Genomic DNA, 18,701 nt, shown 5'->3' with positions numbered 1-18,701 from the left:
CTTTAAAATCTTGAGGGTATCGATACCCTTTTCCTTTAGCCATAAGTAAAACCTCCTTTCCTTATTCTATCATAAAGATTAGATTCTTACTTACACTGTCTACTAAACTATACTAACACCATACTTACTTTTAAGTTGATCCTCAGGCTTGTAATAATCCTTAAACATTTCATCTGTTACCAAATTTATCAGTTCATCCTTATAGTTTTTTTCGAATCTTTTCTTATCTATTTTCCCATCTAAATAAGTACCACATAAATCATCATATATGTTCAAGTAGCATTCTACATGTGAAAAGAAAATCCTCTGATATGTTATATTAGTTGGGTCTTGATCAAGATTAATTGAACTTTCATTAATCTTATAGAAAGCATTATTAATAATTTCCCTAATTTGAATTTCGTTAAAACCCGTATTCTTTTTGCTGATTAGAACCGTTAAAATTATAGTAGATATACTAAGTGCACTTATTGTAACTATGTTAAGAATTTCCAGCCAAAATTGTATCTCATTTGGTTCCATTATTTTTACCACCATTTTTATTTTGCACACTTGTTGAATTTTGATTAATCTTATCAATCATATGTGCTATAACTGATAAACTACGTGAATTCGTTGAATCATTTATATAATATTGTAGAGAATAATTACGCTTTTCTGCTTCCTGCTTTAATAAGTCAATTATTTTGACTTTATCTTCATAGCTAAGTTTCGTGCCATCTTGATAATTTAATTCATTAATCCTTTGAATAAAATTATCTGCTGTTTTGAAATCTAAAGATTTGTTGTCTTTAATTTCATCTAATAATTTATTTACATATTCTAAAAAAGTCATTGATTCTTACCTCTCTCTTGTTTTTTATTTGTTTTTTGGAAACCACATGTTAACTACATCAATATTATCACTGCTTGGTCTAAAGTCTTCTTCTAATTTATCAACTTGAATCAATATAGGGAAGTTTATTGATGAGCCAGTTAAAATACATCCTCCGGGAGGCAGTGATGGAATCATGTTGAATGAATTACTATCTAAGAAAGTTACAGTAGATAATATCTTATTTAGATCTTCTTGGTTCATAAGTCTGTGTATTAAATAATGATTAAGCTGTGAAATCAATGTTGATGAAATATCAGAGGGTCTTTGGCTAGATATTGTTAAGAATACCCCAAATTTTCTCCCTTCCTTAATAATTTCTTCAAATATTTCTAACCTATAATCTTTCCACTCTTTTGATTCACGATCAGATTGCGTTGAAAGTATATTATGTGCCTCATCTATAATAATATTTAGTATCTTGTCTTCTCTAATATTCTCACGTCTAGTGTGTTTTTCATATTCTGATTTGCAAACTATTAGTGGAATGACTTTTTTTGCTTGAAGATTTGCTTTTCTAAGATTAACCACTTGTATAGATTCGAATATTTCTTCATTTGATTCTACATTGAAAACTTTATTGACTAATTCAAAAACCCTATCTAGTCTTTTCATAAGTGGAGCAATATGTTCTTTACTAATATAGCCTTTACCTAGTTCTTCTAAAAATTTATAATTGAAAGCTATTTTCATTTTCATCGCATATTCTAAACTTTGCAAATCAGGATTAATCTTATTTTGAAGGTCTTTAAATATTTCTTCCCTTAACTCCTCTATGGTATTTATCCAATCTTTTTTATTCATTATCAATGAGTCGGCTTTGTCGTTATTTACATATCGAAATTTACTAAAATAATCATTCACTTCCTCTTTTGCTATTAACTTCAAAAATTCATTGAAATATTGTTGTAGATCTTTAAGATTTTTTTGATTATCATATATTAGCTGAGAAATATTATTTAGAATAGTAGTCTCATCAGAAAAGACGCTTGGATAATATTTGTTAGTAAATTTTAAGCATCTCTCGACAAAAGGTTGTTGCGTCTTTTCTGTAGCTTCTAAAATAATTGATAGCATTTCGATATTAAAAAGATGTTTTTCTTTTATAGGTATTTTGTCTTCTCCATGGTTCTTATTTGTATTAATACTAATAATTCTTTTATTCGGTGAAAGTGATTTTTTTTCATACTCTCCATTAAAATCAATAAAAATGAATTTTGACTTATTTTTAAAGTGCTTTGATTGCTCAGCAATAATAAATAATTCTTTATATAGTTTAGCTAAAGTATTGGATTTCCCACTACCCGTATTTCCAAAAATCCCTATATGGCCATTTAATATTCCGTTTATGTCAACAGTAATTTTTATACTCTCATCATTTATTAAAGACCCTAGATTTATTAACCCATTATTTGGTGCACCACCTGATGATTGGTTAAATATCATCTCGAACTCTAGTGGAGCAAGGATAAAAACTGGATTATATAATAATGGCATTTCTGAAATCCCTCTTTTGAATCCATCGCCAGTAATAATTCCTAATATTTTTATCTCTATAACTCTATCAAATTTGTCTTCCGAAGATATAAAGTCATTGCCATTAGATATCTTTTCGTTAATGTATTCCCCTTCTACTACCCCTACAATTTCAGTAAATCCCTTTACTATCTTAACATAACTTCCAACTGAAACATTTTTAATTATATTTCCATAATGAAATAACATGGTTGTGTTCTTTTTTGAATATACTTTAGCACGCACTTTTATACCTCTAACGTCAACAATATCAGCAAACTGTAGTGGTTTCATTTTTTTTATCTCCTCTTTTCTTTATATAATTTATCGGAGAATTTTTCATACATTTCTATTAAGCAATCTATATTGATGTTTTTATCTTCTTCAAATACAATTGTAATTTCATTACTAGAATTTATTTTTGAGAAGATATCCAAGTATTTATCTAGCGATTTTTTATCATATGCGAAAATCACTATTTTTAATTCTGGGTTTATCATTGATCTTTCAGTTATTTTTAAAATATGTTCATCAGAAAAAGAAAAACCAAATACAAACAGCGAGACATGTTCTCTTTCTAAATGTGTTGAAAATAATCTTAACATATCATGATAACTTAAACTTAATAATGTCTCGGTAAATTTTTCTTTAGTGGGGTTTACGATTGAAAAATTTGATTTATAATCTATTATAAAATCTATATAATCATTAATCTTTCTATTTGTAAATATTTTTTTGAATTCATCATACTTCTCTTCTATATTTGATTTGCAAAATTTTTCTAACGAATATAGTTTTTTTAGTTCTTCATAGTCGGTTTTAAACAATCCTTCATACTTATCATAAAAATCCGTTATTTTCTTTAAATAATTATAGTCAAACATTATTTGTTCATCTAATCTATTCCAGTTTAAACTTCCATGAAATTTGATTAAATTAAAATGCGTTTTTGGAACTTTCTTAAAGTTTAAGTTAGATATTGAATTTAGAGAAACATTATAATTTAACATATCAAAACGCGGATTAAATCTTCCTAGAAATCCATCATTATAATATAATGACTGAGATTCTAATGCCAACTCAAAAAACACATCATAGTTGGTAGTAAAAACATTTACTTGTTTTTCTAAGTTAGAATCTTCTTTCTTTTCAAGTATCTTATAGACAACATTAAAAAATTTTGCGATATCACCAATATGTTTTTTTTTTTTCTTTTCATAATAATGAACCTTTGTATATTTCTATTCAAAAAAGAACCGCCAATATAGAATTGCTTCTATTTGGGTTTTTTTGCTAGATGAAGATTGATTTTTTATTACGTCATTGTTATACTCTACTAAATCTTCTAAATCATTTAAAGTAGCTAAAATTGATGCGGAAATCCCTGATCCAATCAAAAAATTTACATTACTAGATTCTAATATATTTTTATTGTCATCAAAGAAATTTTCCATTGTTTTAACTTTTACATCCATTTTTACACCCCTATCTTATTAGTGATTTTCTCATTAAATCTGTTAAGTATCTTTCTTGTTTTTTATGTTTTGAAATTCTTTTATACTCCATTAAAGATTTCAAAATCTTATCTTTATTAAAATATCCTTTAATCCACTCCTGTGAATTTGTATAGCGTTTACCGTTATGTTTGATATTTTCTTTAGCAAACACTTTTGGCTTCATTTTACTTTTTACCTTTTGATATTCATTGTATAATCCTTCAGAAATAATGATGAGTATTTCAAACTCAGGTTTTGTACAATATTTTTCTTCTGAATCTATTTTCTCTTTAATATCTTTAGGTATTTTAAGTTTATCTGATAACTTATCGCCAATCTTTATGATCTTGACTTTTTCTTCAGGAGGCAATTGTCTAATTAAAGCTTGTAAGGCAGGATCAATCTGTCTTTTTTGGTGTGGTCTTAAATCTAGCATATCATCTGCATCTATTTTGAACATCCCCTTATCCATCAATAGTTCAATAAATGCTTTTTCTGTATTACCCTCTAGTAGTACCAGGTACTTCATTAATAAGTTCTTTCTTTAAATCCATTAATCTTTCATAGTTGATAAGGGTTTTAAAGGTATTATTATTAAATTGGTTACTCTTACTTAAATCGGTTCTTTCATCGTAATCATCATATAAATTACAGTTCGTGATGAAGTCTTCCTTATTCATGATATAGATATTATCTCTTCTTCTAAAAATGTCTAATATCTCAACGTAATGCGTACTAAATATTAAGTTGGCTTGATTCTTATTAATTCGTTTGTCATTAAATATCATAATAATGTTTTCAACAAGGTTTTTATGGAAGCTATTTTCAATTTCATCGATGATAAGACTACCGCCTAGTTTAAGCATAGCGATAGTTAATGCAAACATGATTAGACCTTTTTTAGTTCCATCTGAAAGCAACATATCGACTTCAGCTTCACTATAGTTCTTTAATCCTAATCCTTGCAAGTCAATACTGTATAGTTTTCTTTCTTTGTCATATTTAAACTCTTTTACACTATCATCAAATAAGTTGGTTATTTTCAACATGAGTTTTTCATTCACTTCAAACGTTTCAAACAAGTCAAAAATCATCGATATTTTCGATGCGTTTATCCAATTATTTGTATTGATCATATAGTACTTACTACTAGTCAGCTTATAAAGAATCGATGTATCAGCTACATTGGAATCATAGTTCTTATCAATATCAAAATCAGCATCAATAATATTTTTGCCTTTTGATTTAAAATATTTCTTTGAAAATAGCTTTTCATTAGAGAATGTGCAGTAACTCGTTTCATCTAAAACATTCTTATTAGGAACTGATATTGTGCCTGAATATCTGTAGACTGTTTCTTTTAATAAGAAATGTAATTCAATATCTATTGTATTGCTTCTAAAATCCATTTTGTTGTATTCTATACGGCCTTTGTATAGTAACTCATTCACAAACTCTAAAAGCGATAAAACAGTGGATTTACCACTTGAGTTTTTACCTGTGAATACTGTTGTTGTTGGCATATAAAGATTATCCAGTAGTTCAATAATTTCATCTTCTTTATCATTGACACTAACTCTTGCTTTATTTAGAAAATCTAATTCAAAATGATCTTCTAAGAGTTTATAACCAGATACTTTAATTTTAAGAATCTTCATATCGATTCCTCCTTTGACTAAAATTATACTACTAAAATTTCAATTTGTAAAGTTTCAAACACAAAAAACGTTTAAAACCTAATGATTTTATGTTTATAATATTTAATATTTTGTTTAAAACGTTAAAATCATTCTAAATGCGTTTGGATATTTCTCTCAAATCTAAATGGTCTGCATTTACAACTTCGGTGAACTATGCCATTTTAGAATTATTAGTTATAGACAAGTGTAAATTGCATATTTTTTGATTTTTACTTTCCACTTATCGTCTTAATATGGACCATAAGTCTTATTTCTTATGGGTAGAATAAAACACTAATTGGAAAAACCAATAAAATCAAATAAAAAATACAGGAAATAATCCTGTAAATCTTAAAAATGATGAAAATAGCTTATTGTTATGACAATGGTTGCAGTGAAAAATACATGAAACCGACAGTTGTGAACAAAGGGTCTAGAATGTCAAGTTCATTATAAAAGTACTTTTAATAGTGTCAAGTTCAAATTGTTTTTACTCTTTGATAATAAGGCATGTTATAAATTTATTTTTCTAATACGTTCATTTAGTAAAGGTGTATAGAAACTACATAAAACCGACTGTTCAAAGTGAAGGGTTTCAGTTAAACAGGCAGTTGTTAGTAAAGGGTCCATAATGTCAAGTTCAACATGAAAATGGATTTCTTTTCGTTAATTTACAGAGGTCTAATTTTTTGTGTAAAAACATGATTATATTATGAATATCTCATGATAAAATATAAGGAGGTGAGGTGCAAGATGAAAGAATCAGACTTAATTACAGGAACTTATGAAATGCTTGAAAAAGGGGTCATCTATGATGCAAGCAAAATCTATCATGATCATTTCCATCCTTTTTTTAATGAAGAAAACTATTATCAAGTATTATCTAGAATGGTGAAAAATAATCGACTTATTAAAGTCGCTAAAGGACTCTACTATAGTCCTGAATATAAAAACGGTAATCAGTTTCCACTAACACACAAACATATAAAGAAATTTATGCTGCCATATCATGGTTTAGGTTTTGCGGTTGGTGAATCACTATATTACCGGTTAAAACTGTCATCAAAGAAACCATGAAATTATACTTACTATGTAAACCATATTAAAGAAAAGACTAGAACCATTCAAAACACCAGATTTATTAGAATTCATTCTGAAATTAATGAGGATATTATAAAACATATTGAATGTATAGATATCATAGAACATTTTGAATCTATCCATAATATCAATTTAGAAAACTTCAATCAATATATCAGTTCATTCATAAACGGCTACGATGAGAAAATCATGAATCATGCAATCAAAGTTATTAAACCTAAGAAAAGAAGCATAGCCTTTCTTAAAGAAATATTAGATGAAAATAGCATTGATCATACATTAGGTTTTTATTTATCGACAACGTCTAAATATCATATCCCTAAGTGGAAAACAGGATTTTAGCAATTATGTGCTAAAACCCTGTTTTTTTGTTGGATTTAAATGATTAGTTTTTGGAAGAAATCATCAATTTCTTTTAATGATGTTTCTATATCATCACAGTCTAAATCTCTAATGGATAGTTTTCTAAAGTCAATTTCTTCTAATTGCTTTCTTATGTTCTTCTTGTTAAACATTTCATGCAATTTATATTGATTAAATTCATCGTAATTAACTATTGTTCTATTTTTCCTATGTTTATGTCTTGATGTAATCATTTGATTAAAATTATCAATGTCTATAGGAACTGCTTTGTCATAAAAATTCCAAATTTTATGGATATCATAAAAATCTCTAGCTCTCTTTTCTTGTGTTTCATCTAACGGATTGCCTTCTATATCATTTTTGAAGAGTTCTTTCTCTAATGTTATTTTTTCAAAAAATGTTCTATATGGTTCTTGAGTTAAAACAGCTACTGGTTGCATATCAAATTCAGCGATCTCCTCTTGATCCATGTATTTCAAAATAATCGCTTCTACTTTCTTCTCAATGACAGGAAACGGATCCATAAATGTGATTAGTTCAAGTTTAACTCTTTGATCTAAATCACTCACAGCATTAGTATCATAATATAAATACATTTCCTTAAAGTCAGCATACTTATCGTTAGTGGCTTCACTATTCCATGCCCATACTGATGCAAGTTCGTTGATAATTTCATGTGTTGCTTTTTGTTTGCCTTTTCTGCTTTTGGCGGTTTCGACTAAATCAATATCTTCTGAAAAACGATTGATGATGTTAAAACATTTAGATAGTGATGTTCCCCCAATAAACACCAGATCATCATGAATAGCATATATATGTTTAAGTGCCAATGTCACAAAATAGTCTTTTAATACAATCGCTTCATCAATGTCTTCTTCCTGACTTGCTAATGCAATATAATTCTCAAATAACTCTTTATTTAGATGTAACTTCATCATAGACCACCTTTCTTACAGTTTCTCTGAATCCAGCATATCTTTTACCTTTATAATACTCACTATAATGTATAATTTCTTCTTTTTTTAATCCTTGCCTATTTAATATATCTAGTAACTGACTTTTTGATTTTTCTATATTGTAATCACTATAATCCAAATATTTAATAAGCTCTAAGAATTCTAAAACACGACTATTTTCTCTGTTGATTTCAAAAGGCGGATGAGAAACAACCATTTTCCCATCATATAAATGTTTAGATCTTGTATGTATCGATACATTGTTTGATAAAATCTCATAAAATGAAGAAACTTGGGAAGTGAATTTATACTTATATAAAAGATACGACCCTGTTCTAATGCCTTGGTTTTTTTGCAAATACTTCTTATCTATAACATCTTTAAGTGATGGTTTTAAATGAGAGAATTTCTTAGTAGAACTAGGAACATAATATACCCCATTTTCGTAACGTTTTAATATGCCAAAAGAAACCAAATAAGAAACCATTTGATTTAAAGTATTGATATTTTCAATCTTTAATACATCTTGAATCTCATCTCTAAGAATAGGTTCTCTTTCATCGAAAGCATCCATAATTATACTTGCATTCATATTATCACCTCAATAATGCAATATTTTTTATATAATTATTATATCATTATTTAATCGTAAAGTAAACAAGATTAATGAGAAGAAAGAATAATGCTATGCTAAATAGTTTCAACTTATGTGTTCTACCAATATTAAAAGTTTTTGGCATTTAGCATATTAAAAATAAAAAGGATACCCAATCAACAAAGATTAGTTATCCAAAGATGAATAATAGATCCAAACATATAGTTACTTAGCTAGCTTATTATAGGCAGATGCATATTCTTCTAAAAGATCTTCTGATATATCTTTCAGTCTATCTTTCTCATAGGTTTTCTTGATGGCATATAGAGCTACCTCATAATCAATATCTCCACGTGCATAAAGATTGATAATCTTTTTTAACTTTTTAGGGTATGGTTTACCTCCGGTTAAATTTAATGCTTCAGCCAACTCTTGTTCTTTAACTGTAATATCCTTACTTGGTAATTTTACTTTAAATGGTAATCCTTTATTTAATATGATTTGGCTCAAGAATAAATCAACAGCCGTAGACATATTTATACCAAGTATATCTAAAATATCTTCCACTTCTTTTTTTGTTTCTTCATCTACTCTTACATTAATATACGTATTTTTACTCACAGTATCACCTCAATAACTATTGTAACACATTTGTTATACAATATAAGCGAAGAAAAAATAAAATGTGTTTTCTAGCCACTATTGATTGTTCTACCTTTACTTTCGCAATTATTACTTAGTTTTTTCATTGTTTTTTGTTATCACTTATTCTCTTAATATGGGGGATATGTATCATTTCTTATGGGTAGAATAAAATACTATTTGGGAAAACCAATATATTCCAATAAAAAATACAGGAATTCATCCTGTAAATCTTAAAAATAATGAAAATATCTAATTTTCATGTCAAAGGTTGCAGTCATTCATACATAGAACCGACAGTCCTTTCAGAAGGATGTTGGTGACATCAATAATATAGTATGAAAAAATTAAAACACCCTAAATCCAACCGTTTTTGCTAGTGTACCTAAAAAAATAATACTGATTTAAATAAACCAGTATTATTTTTCATAATGTGGGACAAGTTCTTTAATTTGTTTAGCGAGATTGTATCGATCATCCACCAGTGCGTTTGATAAATCATCTAATTTATCAAATACATTGAGTTTACAATTTCCGTTTGGCTCAACGAAAATCTTATTATTTTTGGTTCTTGTGACATTTGATTTATCGACAAGTAACTCTTCGTACATTTTTTCTCCAGGTCGTAATCCTGTAAACTGGATATTGATATCTTTATGTGGTTCTAATCCAGACAAGCGAATCAGTTTTTGAGCTAAATCTAATATCTTCATGGGTTCACCCATATCAAGGACAAACAGTTCTCCACCGTTGGCATACGCACCCGCTTGTATAACCAATTGACAAGCTTCAGGGATTGTCATGAAAAAGCGTGTGATCTCTGGATGAGTTACTGTGACAGGGCCACCCTCTTCAATCTGTTTTTTAAATAATGGTATCACTGAACCATTACTTCCTAAGACATTGCCAAAACGTACTGCGGCATAATCTGTGTCACTCTGATCATTGAACGCCATGATAATCTTTTCTGCGATCCGTTTTGTTGCGCCCATAATATTTGTAGGGTTTACGGCTTTATCGGTAGAAATCAGAACAAATTTATCAACATGATATTCATGAGCAAGTCGCGCTACATTGAGTGTGCCAAAGACATTATTTTTAATTGCCTCTTTCGGGCTTACTTCCATTAACGGGACATGTTTATGAGCTGCGGCGTGAAAGACGACATGAGGCTGGTATTGTTTGTATATTTCGGCCATTCTTTCATAATCTCTTACACTCGCAATTAAGACAATAATGTCCGGTTTGTGTTTCACTTTGTTGGTTCGATAGAGTCGATCTAACTCCATTTGTAATTCATACGCGTTATTTTCATAAATATCAACAATAATAATCGCTTTGGGATTAAAATGTCTTATCTGACGAACGAGTTCAGACCCGATTGATCCGCCACCACCAGTGACCATAATCGTTTTACCATCAATATAGTCTCTGATACCTGTCTCATCAAGTTTAATTTCATCTCGACCAAGTAAATCTTCAATTCTGACATCACGCAACTTCACATCATCAGAGCGTTCTTGTAACATTTCATAGAACGGTGGGAACAGTTTAATTTTAACCCCGGTTCCTTCTACTTTATTTAATATTTCTGTGATACGTTCCTTACTTGCTTTCGGAATCGCTACATATACTGTATTAATAGCATGCTCGTGGATGATTAAATCAATCTCTTCTGTACTACCTAGTACCGGTACAGAGTGGATTGTTCGGTCTATTTTACGGGGATCATCATCAATAAAACCAACGACTGTGGCGTCTATTCGATGGTTTTTTTGTGTCTCATTTAAAACGAGGGTTCCTGCGCTTCCTGCACCAACAATTAACGCCCGTTTACGAATCAATTCATACTTAAAATAACTTGTAATAAACCGGTATACTCTAAAGAATAACCGTACAAGTAACGTGAGCATCGTTGCCATAAAAAGGCCAATGATATAATATGATAACCGTAAATGGTTTTCATAAACCATTCTAACAATAAGGTAGGATACAAATGCCGCAACAATATTGGCAATGACGCCTTTAATGACTTCTTCTACACCAGCAAATTCCCATAAACTACGGTACATTTGAAAGAGTTCAAAAATCGTCCAATAGATTAAAATAATGATGGGCAACTCGTATACAAACTGCATTAATAATGTTTCACTAATAATCAAATCGTTTTTAATAAATAATGTTAATAAAAAAGAAAGCGATATGGCTATCGCATCAACAAAAAATAATATCAACGAATAGATATTGAGTCGCTTTCTAATTTTACCTGTTATTTTTTCAAAAGAAGACACACTAATTCCCCCAGTCATGATTCATATTATAACTCCCCTAGTTATAATATTATTCAGCTTGATTCCAAAAATGTTTTCCTAAAACGGCACCAACACCAACCATGCCACCAAGTACTAATCCAATCGCAGTATAGAGTAATACATTTGCGCTTGGTTGATATTCTGGTGCCATTAATGGTTTAATAATGTTACTGGTTAAATATTCATTGTATTCTGCTAAGATGATATTCGCATCATTAACGATTAAACTTAATTTATCATCTGCTAATTGCAAGTTTTCTTCTACTTTTTGTGCTTCTTCAGCTTGTTTTGCTTCTGTAACAACAAAGTTAGGATCATCACCATTGAGTCGATCAATTTGAAGTTCATAGTAAGCAATATCTTCTGTTAAATCAGCAATTTGTTGTTGTAAAGAAATTTGTGTTTCTAGTAATGTATTATAGTACGTATCAAACTCTAATGAGTCTGTATCTGACATACCTGGAATTAAAATGGTTTGTGTGCTGCCTTGATAGTTATCAATCATAACCTGTGCATCGGCTTCTTTTAGAATGGCTTTATCTAATTCTAATTGAAGCGTTTCAATTTTATAATTGTAGTTTGTGATTAAGAAATCAACATCTTTGGTTAACAAATAGGAATTCACCCGTGACACAACTTGATTGAGTTCAATACGTTCAACTAAGTTTGTACGGACGACTAAATCACCAAAGGTAATGCCTAGTGTTGGTGATGTAAATCCACTATCTTCACGCGCATTCATGGCGTTTGTTATTAATGTTGCTTGCGTATCTAAAATGTCGTACGCCTCTAAATAGTCATATGAGTCAATATCTTGATTTGTAAAATTATAAACTGTGGCCTGATTAATATATTTCCGTTCAAAATCTATTCTAAATTGATCAATAATTTCATTTAATAATATTCTTGCTTGTTCCACACTGATGGTTAAATTACCATTGTTTAACAATAATTTATAATTAGAAGCATAATAGGTGATGGGTTCGCCACCTTCTTCAATGGATTTTTGAATCGATGCTAAAACATTCCCTGGTACAATCGGTTGAATTGTTAAGTTGTTACGGACATCATTAGTTGTTAATTCCATACCCACTTCTTCGATGGCTAATGTGATAACATACGGTTCAATTGCTTCACTATAGTCAAATCGTGTACCATCAGGATATTCACCTGATGAAACCCCATTCCATTGCATCGTCACGATGGTACCAACTTCTGATTCTAAGTTATTATAGACTGTTCCACCAATAAAAGCGAATATCGCAAAAATGACTGTCACAATTGCGATAAAAATTTTCCGATTCCATATCACTTCAATGAGTTCTTTTAAACTAATTTCATCATATTCTTGTTCCATTCTTTCCATTTGTAAGCCTCCTATAGGTATCTGATAAATACGTTTTTTATTATACCGTAAAACACGTTAAAAAGATACTGCTTTTAAAATTTTTAATGCGATTGAAAAAGTATTTTATAATACACATCTTCTTTTTCATCGTTTGATGTAATCCCTACATAATAATCTCCTTTTGGTAGATTATAGTAAGTCGAGGTATCGTTATCTTCAAAAAGAATTTCTTCGATGACATTCATATTTTCATCATAAATTTTTACAATTAAGTTTGTTGGTACCGTGAGTTCTCGTAGACTTAATTGATACCGATCTGTTCGATCAATATGAACACCAAGCAAATCAATATCAGAGCCATAGTTTAAGATACCCTCAATAAACTCAAAAGAATCTGTCGTTACAACTTTTATAAAATTAAATGGATTCATATTATTAGCATGATCATCGTTAATCGCTTGTGGCAATGATAACGCAAACGCATTCATATCCATATCATAAGCGATATCAATTTCCCATGTGACTGATGGCATACTCTGATTAATATCAGACAACCATGCTTCATAGATCTCTGTAAAGTCTATTTTGAAAGATGTAAACACATCATCTTCAGTATTGTATGTTGCTACTAATCTTACCGGGTAATTATGATAAGTCGTTGGGATCTCAATGCCAAATATATCATAATATTTTGATGGGTCTAAGTCACCTAACAAGACATCATGTTCAAAGACTAATTCAGTATTATTATTAGTCATCGTTCCATGTTTAACATAATCATAAAATGGTTGCTCAAAGAATTTCGTCACTTCAACTGATGCATCACGTTCATACTTTAACCATTGTTCATCATAGACGTATTGAAAATACGAACCATTATTTTTTGTAAAAATAATATCACCATTTGTATAGTTTAAATCTTCACTATAGACATCACTAATACGCCACATCTCATGATCATTATCGACATAGACATATTTATTGGTAACTTCTGTATTCTCTAAGGACCCTTTGGTCTCCGTATAGAGAATGGTATAAGCATCAAGATTATTCATATAATCTTGATGGTAATCCAGGTAGTTGTCTGGGTTGTTACATCCTGTTAAGATGCTTAGTGTAGATAACAAACTCACTATAAGTAATCGTTTCATATTATGTCTCCTGTAAATTATACTTTTACCTTGTAAAAATTATACTAATTTTTGTTGTAAAATGCAAACACAAGGTAACATTAGAAAATGATGATATAAATGATATCATCATTTTAGTTTAGCTAATTGTTTTTCTAACATCTCTTTTTCGTGATATAACTCTTTAACTATCGTATCACGCTTTTCAAAAAAAACAATCAAAATCTTTACATACTCTAAATAATATTCCATTTTCTCAACATCATTGCTTGTTAAAATAGCATCACAATTCCCCATCTTATTTGCTCCCCTTTTGCTTTTATTGATCACACACAGAATGGTTTCCTTTTTCTTATATGTAGTATAATGGCATAAGGGGATTTTTTCAAGCAACCTTTTTATTACATTATTCAGTTATGGTGGCACTTTCGACTATTACGTTATTTATACGGACAATGCCATCGACTGCTTTGTAATTCAAAACGATGCTGTAACTTATATTGTCAACTAAATCATCAAATTCATATAAGTAGCTATTCAGTTCGAGTTGTGTGATGGTGTAATTTGATGGTACAACTGAAAGTGGCAGAATCGCTTCTGGATTTTCTTTACAGTCATAATACGCCTCTTCAATAAAGTATTCTTGACATCTGTCTCTAGCCGCATAATCATTTATGATATCTTCAAACACGGTTTTTAGTGTTTCTTCAGTTAGGTCTAATTCAGTAGGAGCACTTGCTTCAGCATAGCTTAAGCCAGAAAACTGATAAATCCCATCGACTACTGTTAAACTAATATGGAACTCATATCCTGGTGCTTCATTATAATATTGTGTGGTTATGGTATATTTGCCATTATCTTTTGGAATAACCCCAATGGTACTCGAGAGTCTATAAAAATCATGTGGTAATATCTCAATATTTTCATTTAAGCAATAACTTTTCACTTTACCATAAAAGTGATTATCACAAAAACTTTCATCAATGACACCATCACCTTCAATGAGCAATGCTTGAAAGATATCTTCAACCACCTCAAACTCACTCACAGATGTTTCTGTACAAACAAGCATATCGGGATATTCTTCACAATATGCTTGATTGATAATAATGTCTCTTTCTTCATTACTAAAAATAGACATTAATATAATGGATACAATAAATACCAATCCGATTGGTATTAATACTTTTGCTTGTCTCATGTTCTCACCCCGTAGAAATACATCTAGTATTATACACTATAACAGGCATAAAAAAAACTTCAACAAGAAAAATGTTGAAGTTTTTTTGTCGTTACTCTTCTTCTGTGTCAACTTGGCATGTATTCACACCAAATAATTTGTAAAGCCCACACGTATGGAAATATGCTGTGGCAAAACTAATGACACCTAATACTAGAAATAGCCAAAATGGTTGAAAGAAGAAACTTAAAATAATAAAGATAATCCCTACACCATAACGAATTTTTGCATCTAAACTACCGACATTCTTTTTCATTTTCTTTTCACCTCTACTATTATTATACCGTAAACCGATAAAAAACAAAATAGAAAAACATTTTCATATATGTCTTAAACGCTATGAAACCCTAATAGTCATCATGCGGTGTTAAATTTTTTCGTAAATACGCTTTTACTTCTTTTATTCTAGATTTAGAAGGTGGTGTTATATGGTTGAGTAAATATGGGTAGCCTAAGGCTTCCCATTTAACTTTACCTAATGTATGGTAGGGTAAGACTTCTACTTTTACCAAACTATCTAACGAATCTAAAAAATCTTTTAATGCCTTTAAGTCCGTTATACTATCGTTCACCGATGGGAGTAAGACATGGCGCACCCAAATCGGAATGTTTTCTTGATCTAGATAGCGACACAGACTTAACGTACGTGAATGACTTACGCCCGTTAAATCTCGATGCAAGTCATCATCCATATGCTTAATATCAATCATCACTAAATCAGTATACGATAATAATGTTTTTACATCCTCTGTTAAGTCAACAAACCCAGCAGTATCAAGACAGGTATGTATCCCGCGTTCTTGTAATGCTTTAAATAAAGGAATGATTGACTTTGCTTGAAGTAATGGTTCGCCACCAGAGACTGTTACACCGCCCGTTTTTAAGAAGACTTTTAAATCATCAATTTGGTCTAATAACGAATCAATCGACATCTCTGTTCCTTGATTCATCTCCCATGTATCTGGGTTATGACAATAAAGGCATCGCATATGACACCCTTGTGTAAAAATGACAAACCGGATCCCCGGTCCATCGACTGTCCCGAACGATTCAATTGAATGAACGTTAAGTGTCATTTACACACCTTTATGAATGGTTCGGTTAATCACATCGAGTTGTTGTTCTTCAGTTAGTTTCACAAAGTTTACCGCATAGCCTGATACACGAATGGTTAATTGCGGATACCGTTCGGGATGTCGCATCGCATCAATTAATAATTCCCGTTTAAAGACATTCACGTTAACGTGATGTCCGCCTTTTAAGAAATACCCGTCCAAAAGACCGACTAGATTAGTCTGTTTACGCTCCATTCCTTTTCCTAAAGCATCAGGTGTAATACTAAAAGTATAACTAATCCCATCTTGTGCATGCTCATATGGCAGTTTTGCGACACTAGATAGTGACGCTAAAGCGCCGTTACGATCACGCCCATGCATTGGGTTTGCCCCTGGGGCAAATGGTTCATCGGCTTTTCTACCATCGGGTGTACTCCCCGTCTTTTTCCCATACACAACATTGGATGTAATCGTTAAGATACTCATTGTCGGGATAGCATCACGGTATGTATGAAGTTGTCGTAATTTGTCATAAAGTTCTCAACAATTTCACAAGCGATTGTATCAACGTGTTCATCGTTATTCCCATACATTGGATACTCGCCATCAATCTCATAATCTTTTGCGAGACCTGTCTTCTTATCTCTTATGACATGAACGTTTGCGTATTTGATGGCTGATAAACTATCAGCCACAACACTTAATCCCGCAATTCCTGTGGCGAAATACCGTTTAACATGTTTATCATGTAAGGCAAGTTGAATACGTTCGTAAGCATATTTATCATGCATATAATGAATCACATTTAATGTATTGACATACAGTTCTGCGAGCCAATCTGTGATTAGATCATAATTTGTCATGACGTCTTCATAGGTTAAAATATCACTGGTGATTGGAGCAATTTTAGGCCCTACTTGTTTGCCTGTTTTTTCATCAACCCCACCATTAATCGCATATAGTAATGCTTTGGCTAAATTAGCACGTGCGCCAAAAAATTGCATTTCTTTACCTAGTTCCATTGGAGACACACAACAGGCAATCCCATAATCATCCCCATGCGCGTTGCGCATTAATTGATCATTTTCATATTGAATCGACGAGGTATCGATTGATACCTTCGCACAATAGGATTTAAAGTTATCCGGCAAGTCATCGGACCAAAGCACTGTTAAGTTAGGTTCTGGCGCAGACCCTAAGTTATATAATGTATGTAAAACCCGATAGGATGTTTTGGTAACTAAGGGTCTGCCATCAAGTCCCATCCCGCCAATGGATTCAGTGACCCAAGTTGGGTCTCCGGTAAAGAGTTCATTATAAGCATGTGTTCTTGCGAAACGGACCAATCGTAATTTCATCACAAATTGATCAATCAGTTCTTGGGCTTCAAATTCTGTGATGGTCCCTTCAGTTAACTCTTTGGTAATATAAATATCTAAAAAGGTCGATACACGTCCTAAAGACATAGCCGCACCATTTTGTTCTTTAATCGCCGCTAGGTAGGCAAAATACGTCCATTGAATGGCTTCTTTAGCATTACTTGCTGGTTCACTGATATCAAAACCATAACTAAGTGCCATTTCTTTGAGTTCATTTAGGGCATGCATTTGTTCTGTGAGTTCTTCACGAAGTCGTATTGCGTCTTCAGTCATCGTTTTGGTATCGTTTTTTAATTGCGCTTGTTTGTGATTGATTAAAAAGTCAACACCATATAACGCCACACGTCTATAGTCACCAATAATACGACCACGTCCATAAGCATCAGGCAATCCTGAGATAATCCCACTTTTACGCGCATTTAACATCTCTTTCGTGTAGGCATCAAATACCCCTTGATTATGTGTTTTACGATAGCTGTTAAAAATATCGACGATGTCAGGATCAATGTCATAGCCATATTCTTTTGCGGCGGCGACGGCTACTCTAATCCCACCATTCGGTTGGAAAGACCGTTTTAACACTTTGTCGGTCTGAAGACCGACTATGATTTCATCGTCTTTGTTTATATATCCTGGTTTATGTGAGGTGATGGTAGAGATAATAGATGTATCCATATCTCTTACACCTTTATGTTTTTCAATTTCAAGTTCTTCTAAAATGAGCGACCATAACGCCTTATTTGCCGCGCTCGCATCTTCTAAAAAAGAGTCATCTCCATAATAAGGATTATAATTCGCTTGAATAAAGTCACGTACATTAGGGGTTTTTTGCCACGTATCCCCTTTAAATGCTTTCCACTGTTTAAACATACACTCAACTCCATACCTTTTATACCTATAGTGTAATATAAAAGCAGTCTTTCCTTCAATTCGTTCTAACAGGTAAATGTTATCATTTAACATGTAAAGGTTTTTATTGTAATTGACAAAAAAAGTCAAACAGATTCAGTCTGTTT

General features: G+C 31.2%; 21 protein-coding genes. 2 read left to right on the top strand and 19 right to left on the bottom strand.

Annotated features, from left to right (window positions below; all coding sequences use genetic code 11):
• Positions 1–102: 102 nt before the first annotated feature.
• From UMR38_06365 to UMR38_06335, 7 genes are all read right to left on the bottom strand, one after another.
• Positions 103–522 carry a hypothetical protein gene (locus UMR38_06365; protein MEC9485482.1) on the bottom strand — a complete coding sequence of 140 codons (420 nt, stop codon included), beginning with the start codon at positions 520–522 and terminating at the stop codon, positions 103–105.
• The gene (locus UMR38_06360; protein ID MEC9485481.1) at positions 509–835 is read right to left on the bottom strand and encodes a hypothetical protein; all 327 of its coding nucleotides are present in this window, start codon (positions 833–835) and stop codon (positions 509–511) included. Before UMR38_06360 ends, UMR38_06365 begins: the two co-directional genes overlap by 14 nt.
• Positions 836–859: 24 nt before the next feature.
• The gene (locus UMR38_06355; protein MEC9485480.1) at positions 860–2,683 is read right to left on the bottom strand and encodes an ATP-binding protein; all 1,824 of its coding nucleotides are present in this window, start codon (positions 2,681–2,683) and stop codon (positions 860–862) included.
• A 5-nt stretch (positions 2,684–2,688) separates the two neighbouring features.
• A complete protein-coding gene (locus UMR38_06350) occupies positions 2,689–3,546 on the bottom strand; it encodes an SIR2 family protein (GenBank protein ID MEC9485479.1) in 858 nt (285 codons plus the stop codon).
• Positions 3,547–3,630: 84 nt separating this feature from the next.
• Positions 3,631–3,864, bottom strand: a complete 234-nt coding sequence (locus UMR38_06345) for a hypothetical protein (protein ID MEC9485478.1) — start codon at positions 3,862–3,864, stop codon at positions 3,631–3,633.
• A gap of 10 nt (positions 3,865–3,874) precedes the next feature.
• Positions 3,875–4,345: a hypothetical protein gene (locus UMR38_06340; protein MEC9485477.1), complete on the bottom strand. Its 471-nt coding sequence runs from the start codon at positions 4,343–4,345 to the stop codon at positions 3,875–3,877.
• A gap of 40 nt (positions 4,346–4,385) precedes the next feature.
• Positions 4,386–5,543 carry an ATP-binding protein gene (locus UMR38_06335; GenBank protein MEC9485476.1) on the bottom strand — a complete coding sequence of 386 codons (1,158 nt, stop codon included), beginning with the start codon at positions 5,541–5,543 and terminating at the stop codon, positions 4,386–4,388.
• Between the two features lie 774 nt (positions 5,544–6,317).
• On the opposite strand from UMR38_06335, the gene UMR38_06330 reads away from it, so the two are divergent.
• Positions 6,318–6,641, top strand: coding sequence for a hypothetical protein (locus tag UMR38_06330; GenBank protein ID MEC9485475.1), 324 nt, complete (start codon positions 6,318–6,320; stop codon positions 6,639–6,641).
• A 213-nt stretch (positions 6,642–6,854) separates the two neighbouring features.
• A complete protein-coding gene (locus UMR38_06325) occupies positions 6,855–7,007 on the top strand; it encodes a hypothetical protein (GenBank protein MEC9485474.1) in 153 nt (50 codons plus the stop codon).
• Between the two features lie 35 nt (positions 7,008–7,042).
• Here the strand turns inward: UMR38_06325 and UMR38_06320 are convergent, their stop codons facing one another.
• The 12 genes from UMR38_06320 to UMR38_06265 form a co-directional block, all read right to left on the bottom strand.
• The gene (locus tag UMR38_06320; protein MEC9485473.1) at positions 7,043–7,963 is read right to left on the bottom strand and encodes a nucleotidyl transferase AbiEii/AbiGii toxin family protein; all 921 of its coding nucleotides are present in this window, start codon (positions 7,961–7,963) and stop codon (positions 7,043–7,045) included.
• Positions 7,944–8,576 (bottom strand): hypothetical protein, encoded by a 633-nt coding sequence (locus UMR38_06315; protein MEC9485472.1) that lies wholly within the window; start codon positions 8,574–8,576, stop codon positions 7,944–7,946. Before UMR38_06315 ends, UMR38_06320 begins: the two co-directional genes overlap by 20 nt.
• A 228-nt stretch (positions 8,577–8,804) precedes the next feature.
• Positions 8,805–9,200, bottom strand: coding sequence for a type II toxin-antitoxin system RelB/DinJ family antitoxin (locus UMR38_06310; protein ID MEC9485471.1), 396 nt, complete (start codon positions 9,198–9,200; stop codon positions 8,805–8,807).
• Positions 9,201–9,640: 440 nt separating this feature from the next.
• Complete coding sequence (locus UMR38_06305) at positions 9,641–11,530, bottom strand: nucleoside-diphosphate sugar epimerase/dehydratase (protein MEC9485470.1); 1,890 nt, start codon at positions 11,528–11,530, stop codon at positions 9,641–9,643.
• A gap of 31 nt (positions 11,531–11,561) precedes the next feature.
• A complete protein-coding gene (locus UMR38_06300) occupies positions 11,562–12,899 on the bottom strand; it encodes a Wzz/FepE/Etk N-terminal domain-containing protein (GenBank protein ID MEC9485469.1) in 1,338 nt (445 codons plus the stop codon).
• 83 nt (positions 12,900–12,982) lie between these two features.
• Positions 12,983–14,032: a hypothetical protein gene (locus tag UMR38_06295; protein MEC9485468.1), complete on the bottom strand. Its 1,050-nt coding sequence runs from the start codon at positions 14,030–14,032 to the stop codon at positions 12,983–12,985.
• A gap of 108 nt (positions 14,033–14,140) precedes the next feature.
• Entirely contained in the window at positions 14,141–14,308 is a 168-nt protein-coding gene (locus tag UMR38_06290; GenBank protein MEC9485467.1) for a hypothetical protein, read from the bottom strand.
• A gap of 109 nt (positions 14,309–14,417) precedes the next feature.
• Positions 14,418–15,212, bottom strand: a complete 795-nt coding sequence (locus UMR38_06285; protein ID MEC9485466.1) for a hypothetical protein — start codon at positions 15,210–15,212, stop codon at positions 14,418–14,420.
• A gap of 91 nt (positions 15,213–15,303) precedes the next feature.
• Positions 15,304–15,507 (bottom strand): DUF2892 domain-containing protein, encoded by a 204-nt coding sequence (locus tag UMR38_06280; protein MEC9485465.1) that lies wholly within the window; start codon positions 15,505–15,507, stop codon positions 15,304–15,306.
• A 91-nt stretch (positions 15,508–15,598) separates the two neighbouring features.
• Positions 15,599–16,327, bottom strand: coding sequence for a pyruvate formate-lyase-activating protein (gene pflA / locus UMR38_06275; GenBank protein ID MEC9485464.1), 729 nt, complete (start codon positions 16,325–16,327; stop codon positions 15,599–15,601).
• Complete coding sequence (locus UMR38_06270; protein ID MEC9485463.1) at positions 16,328–16,687, bottom strand: glycine radical domain-containing protein; 360 nt, start codon at positions 16,685–16,687, stop codon at positions 16,328–16,330.
• Positions 16,688–16,788: 101 nt separating this feature from the next.
• Complete coding sequence (locus UMR38_06265) at positions 16,789–18,555, bottom strand: pyruvate formate lyase family protein (protein MEC9485462.1); 1,767 nt, start codon at positions 18,553–18,555, stop codon at positions 16,789–16,791.
• Between the last annotated feature and the right edge of the window lie 146 nt (positions 18,556–18,701).

It is taken from the genome of Candidatus Izemoplasma sp. (genome assembly GCA_036172455.1).
Taxonomy (GTDB): domain Bacteria; phylum Bacillota_I; class Bacilli_A; order Izemoplasmatales; family Izemoplasmataceae; genus JAIPGF01.
This window is presented reverse-complemented; position numbering and strand designations above follow the sequence as displayed.

Bases quoted from the DNA above. Each gene is read 5' to 3' on its own strand.
- UMR38_06270 (MEC9485463.1), bottom strand. From the start codon at position 16,687: ATGCATGGGCGTGATCGTAACGGCGCTTTAGCGTCACTATCTAGTGTC.
- UMR38_06360 (MEC9485481.1), bottom strand. From the start codon at position 835: ATGACTTTTTTAGAATATGTAAATAAATTATTAGATGAAATTAAAGAC.
- UMR38_06365 (MEC9485482.1), bottom strand. From the start codon at position 522: ATGGAACCAAATGAGATACAATTTTGGCTGGAAATTCTTAACATAGTT.
- UMR38_06345 (MEC9485478.1), bottom strand. From the start codon at position 3,864: ATGGATGTAAAAGTTAAAACAATGGAAAATTTCTTTGATGACAATAAA.
- UMR38_06280 (MEC9485465.1), bottom strand. From the start codon at position 15,507: ATGAAAAAGAATGTCGGTAGTTTAGATGCAAAAATTCGTTATGGTGTA.
- UMR38_06355 (MEC9485480.1), bottom strand. From the start codon at position 2,683: ATGAAACCACTACAGTTTGCTGATATTGTTGACGTTAGAGGTATAAAA.
- UMR38_06315 (MEC9485472.1), bottom strand. From the start codon at position 8,576: ATGAATGCAAGTATAATTATGGATGCTTTCGATGAAAGAGAACCTATT.
- UMR38_06265 (MEC9485462.1), bottom strand. From the start codon at position 18,555: ATGTTTAAACAGTGGAAAGCATTTAAAGGGGATACGTGGCAAAAAACC.
- UMR38_06300 (MEC9485469.1), bottom strand. From the start codon at position 12,899: ATGGAAAGAATGGAACAAGAATATGATGAAATTAGTTTAAAAGAACTC.
- UMR38_06320 (MEC9485473.1), bottom strand. From the start codon at position 7,963: ATGAAGTTACATCTAAATAAAGAGTTATTTGAGAATTATATTGCATTA.
- UMR38_06340 (MEC9485477.1), bottom strand. From the start codon at position 4,345: ATGTTCAAAATAGATGCAGATGATATGCTAGATTTAAGACCACACCAA.
- UMR38_06285 (MEC9485466.1), bottom strand. From the start codon at position 15,212: ATGAGACAAGCAAAAGTATTAATACCAATCGGATTGGTATTTATTGTA.
- UMR38_06325 (MEC9485474.1), top strand. From the start codon at position 6,855: ATGAATCATGCAATCAAAGTTATTAAACCTAAGAAAAGAAGCATAGCC.
- pflA (MEC9485464.1), bottom strand. From the start codon at position 16,327: ATGACACTTAACGTTCATTCAATTGAATCGTTCGGGACAGTCGATGGA.
- UMR38_06330 (MEC9485475.1), top strand. From the start codon at position 6,318: ATGAAAGAATCAGACTTAATTACAGGAACTTATGAAATGCTTGAAAAA.
- UMR38_06295 (MEC9485468.1), bottom strand. From the start codon at position 14,032: ATGAAACGATTACTTATAGTGAGTTTGTTATCTACACTAAGCATCTTA.
- UMR38_06305 (MEC9485470.1), bottom strand. From the start codon at position 11,530: ATGACTGGGGGAATTAGTGTGTCTTCTTTTGAAAAAATAACAGGTAAA.
- UMR38_06335 (MEC9485476.1), bottom strand. From the start codon at position 5,543: ATGAAGATTCTTAAAATTAAAGTATCTGGTTATAAACTCTTAGAAGAT.
- UMR38_06290 (MEC9485467.1), bottom strand. From the start codon at position 14,308: ATGGGGAATTGTGATGCTATTTTAACAAGCAATGATGTTGAGAAAATG.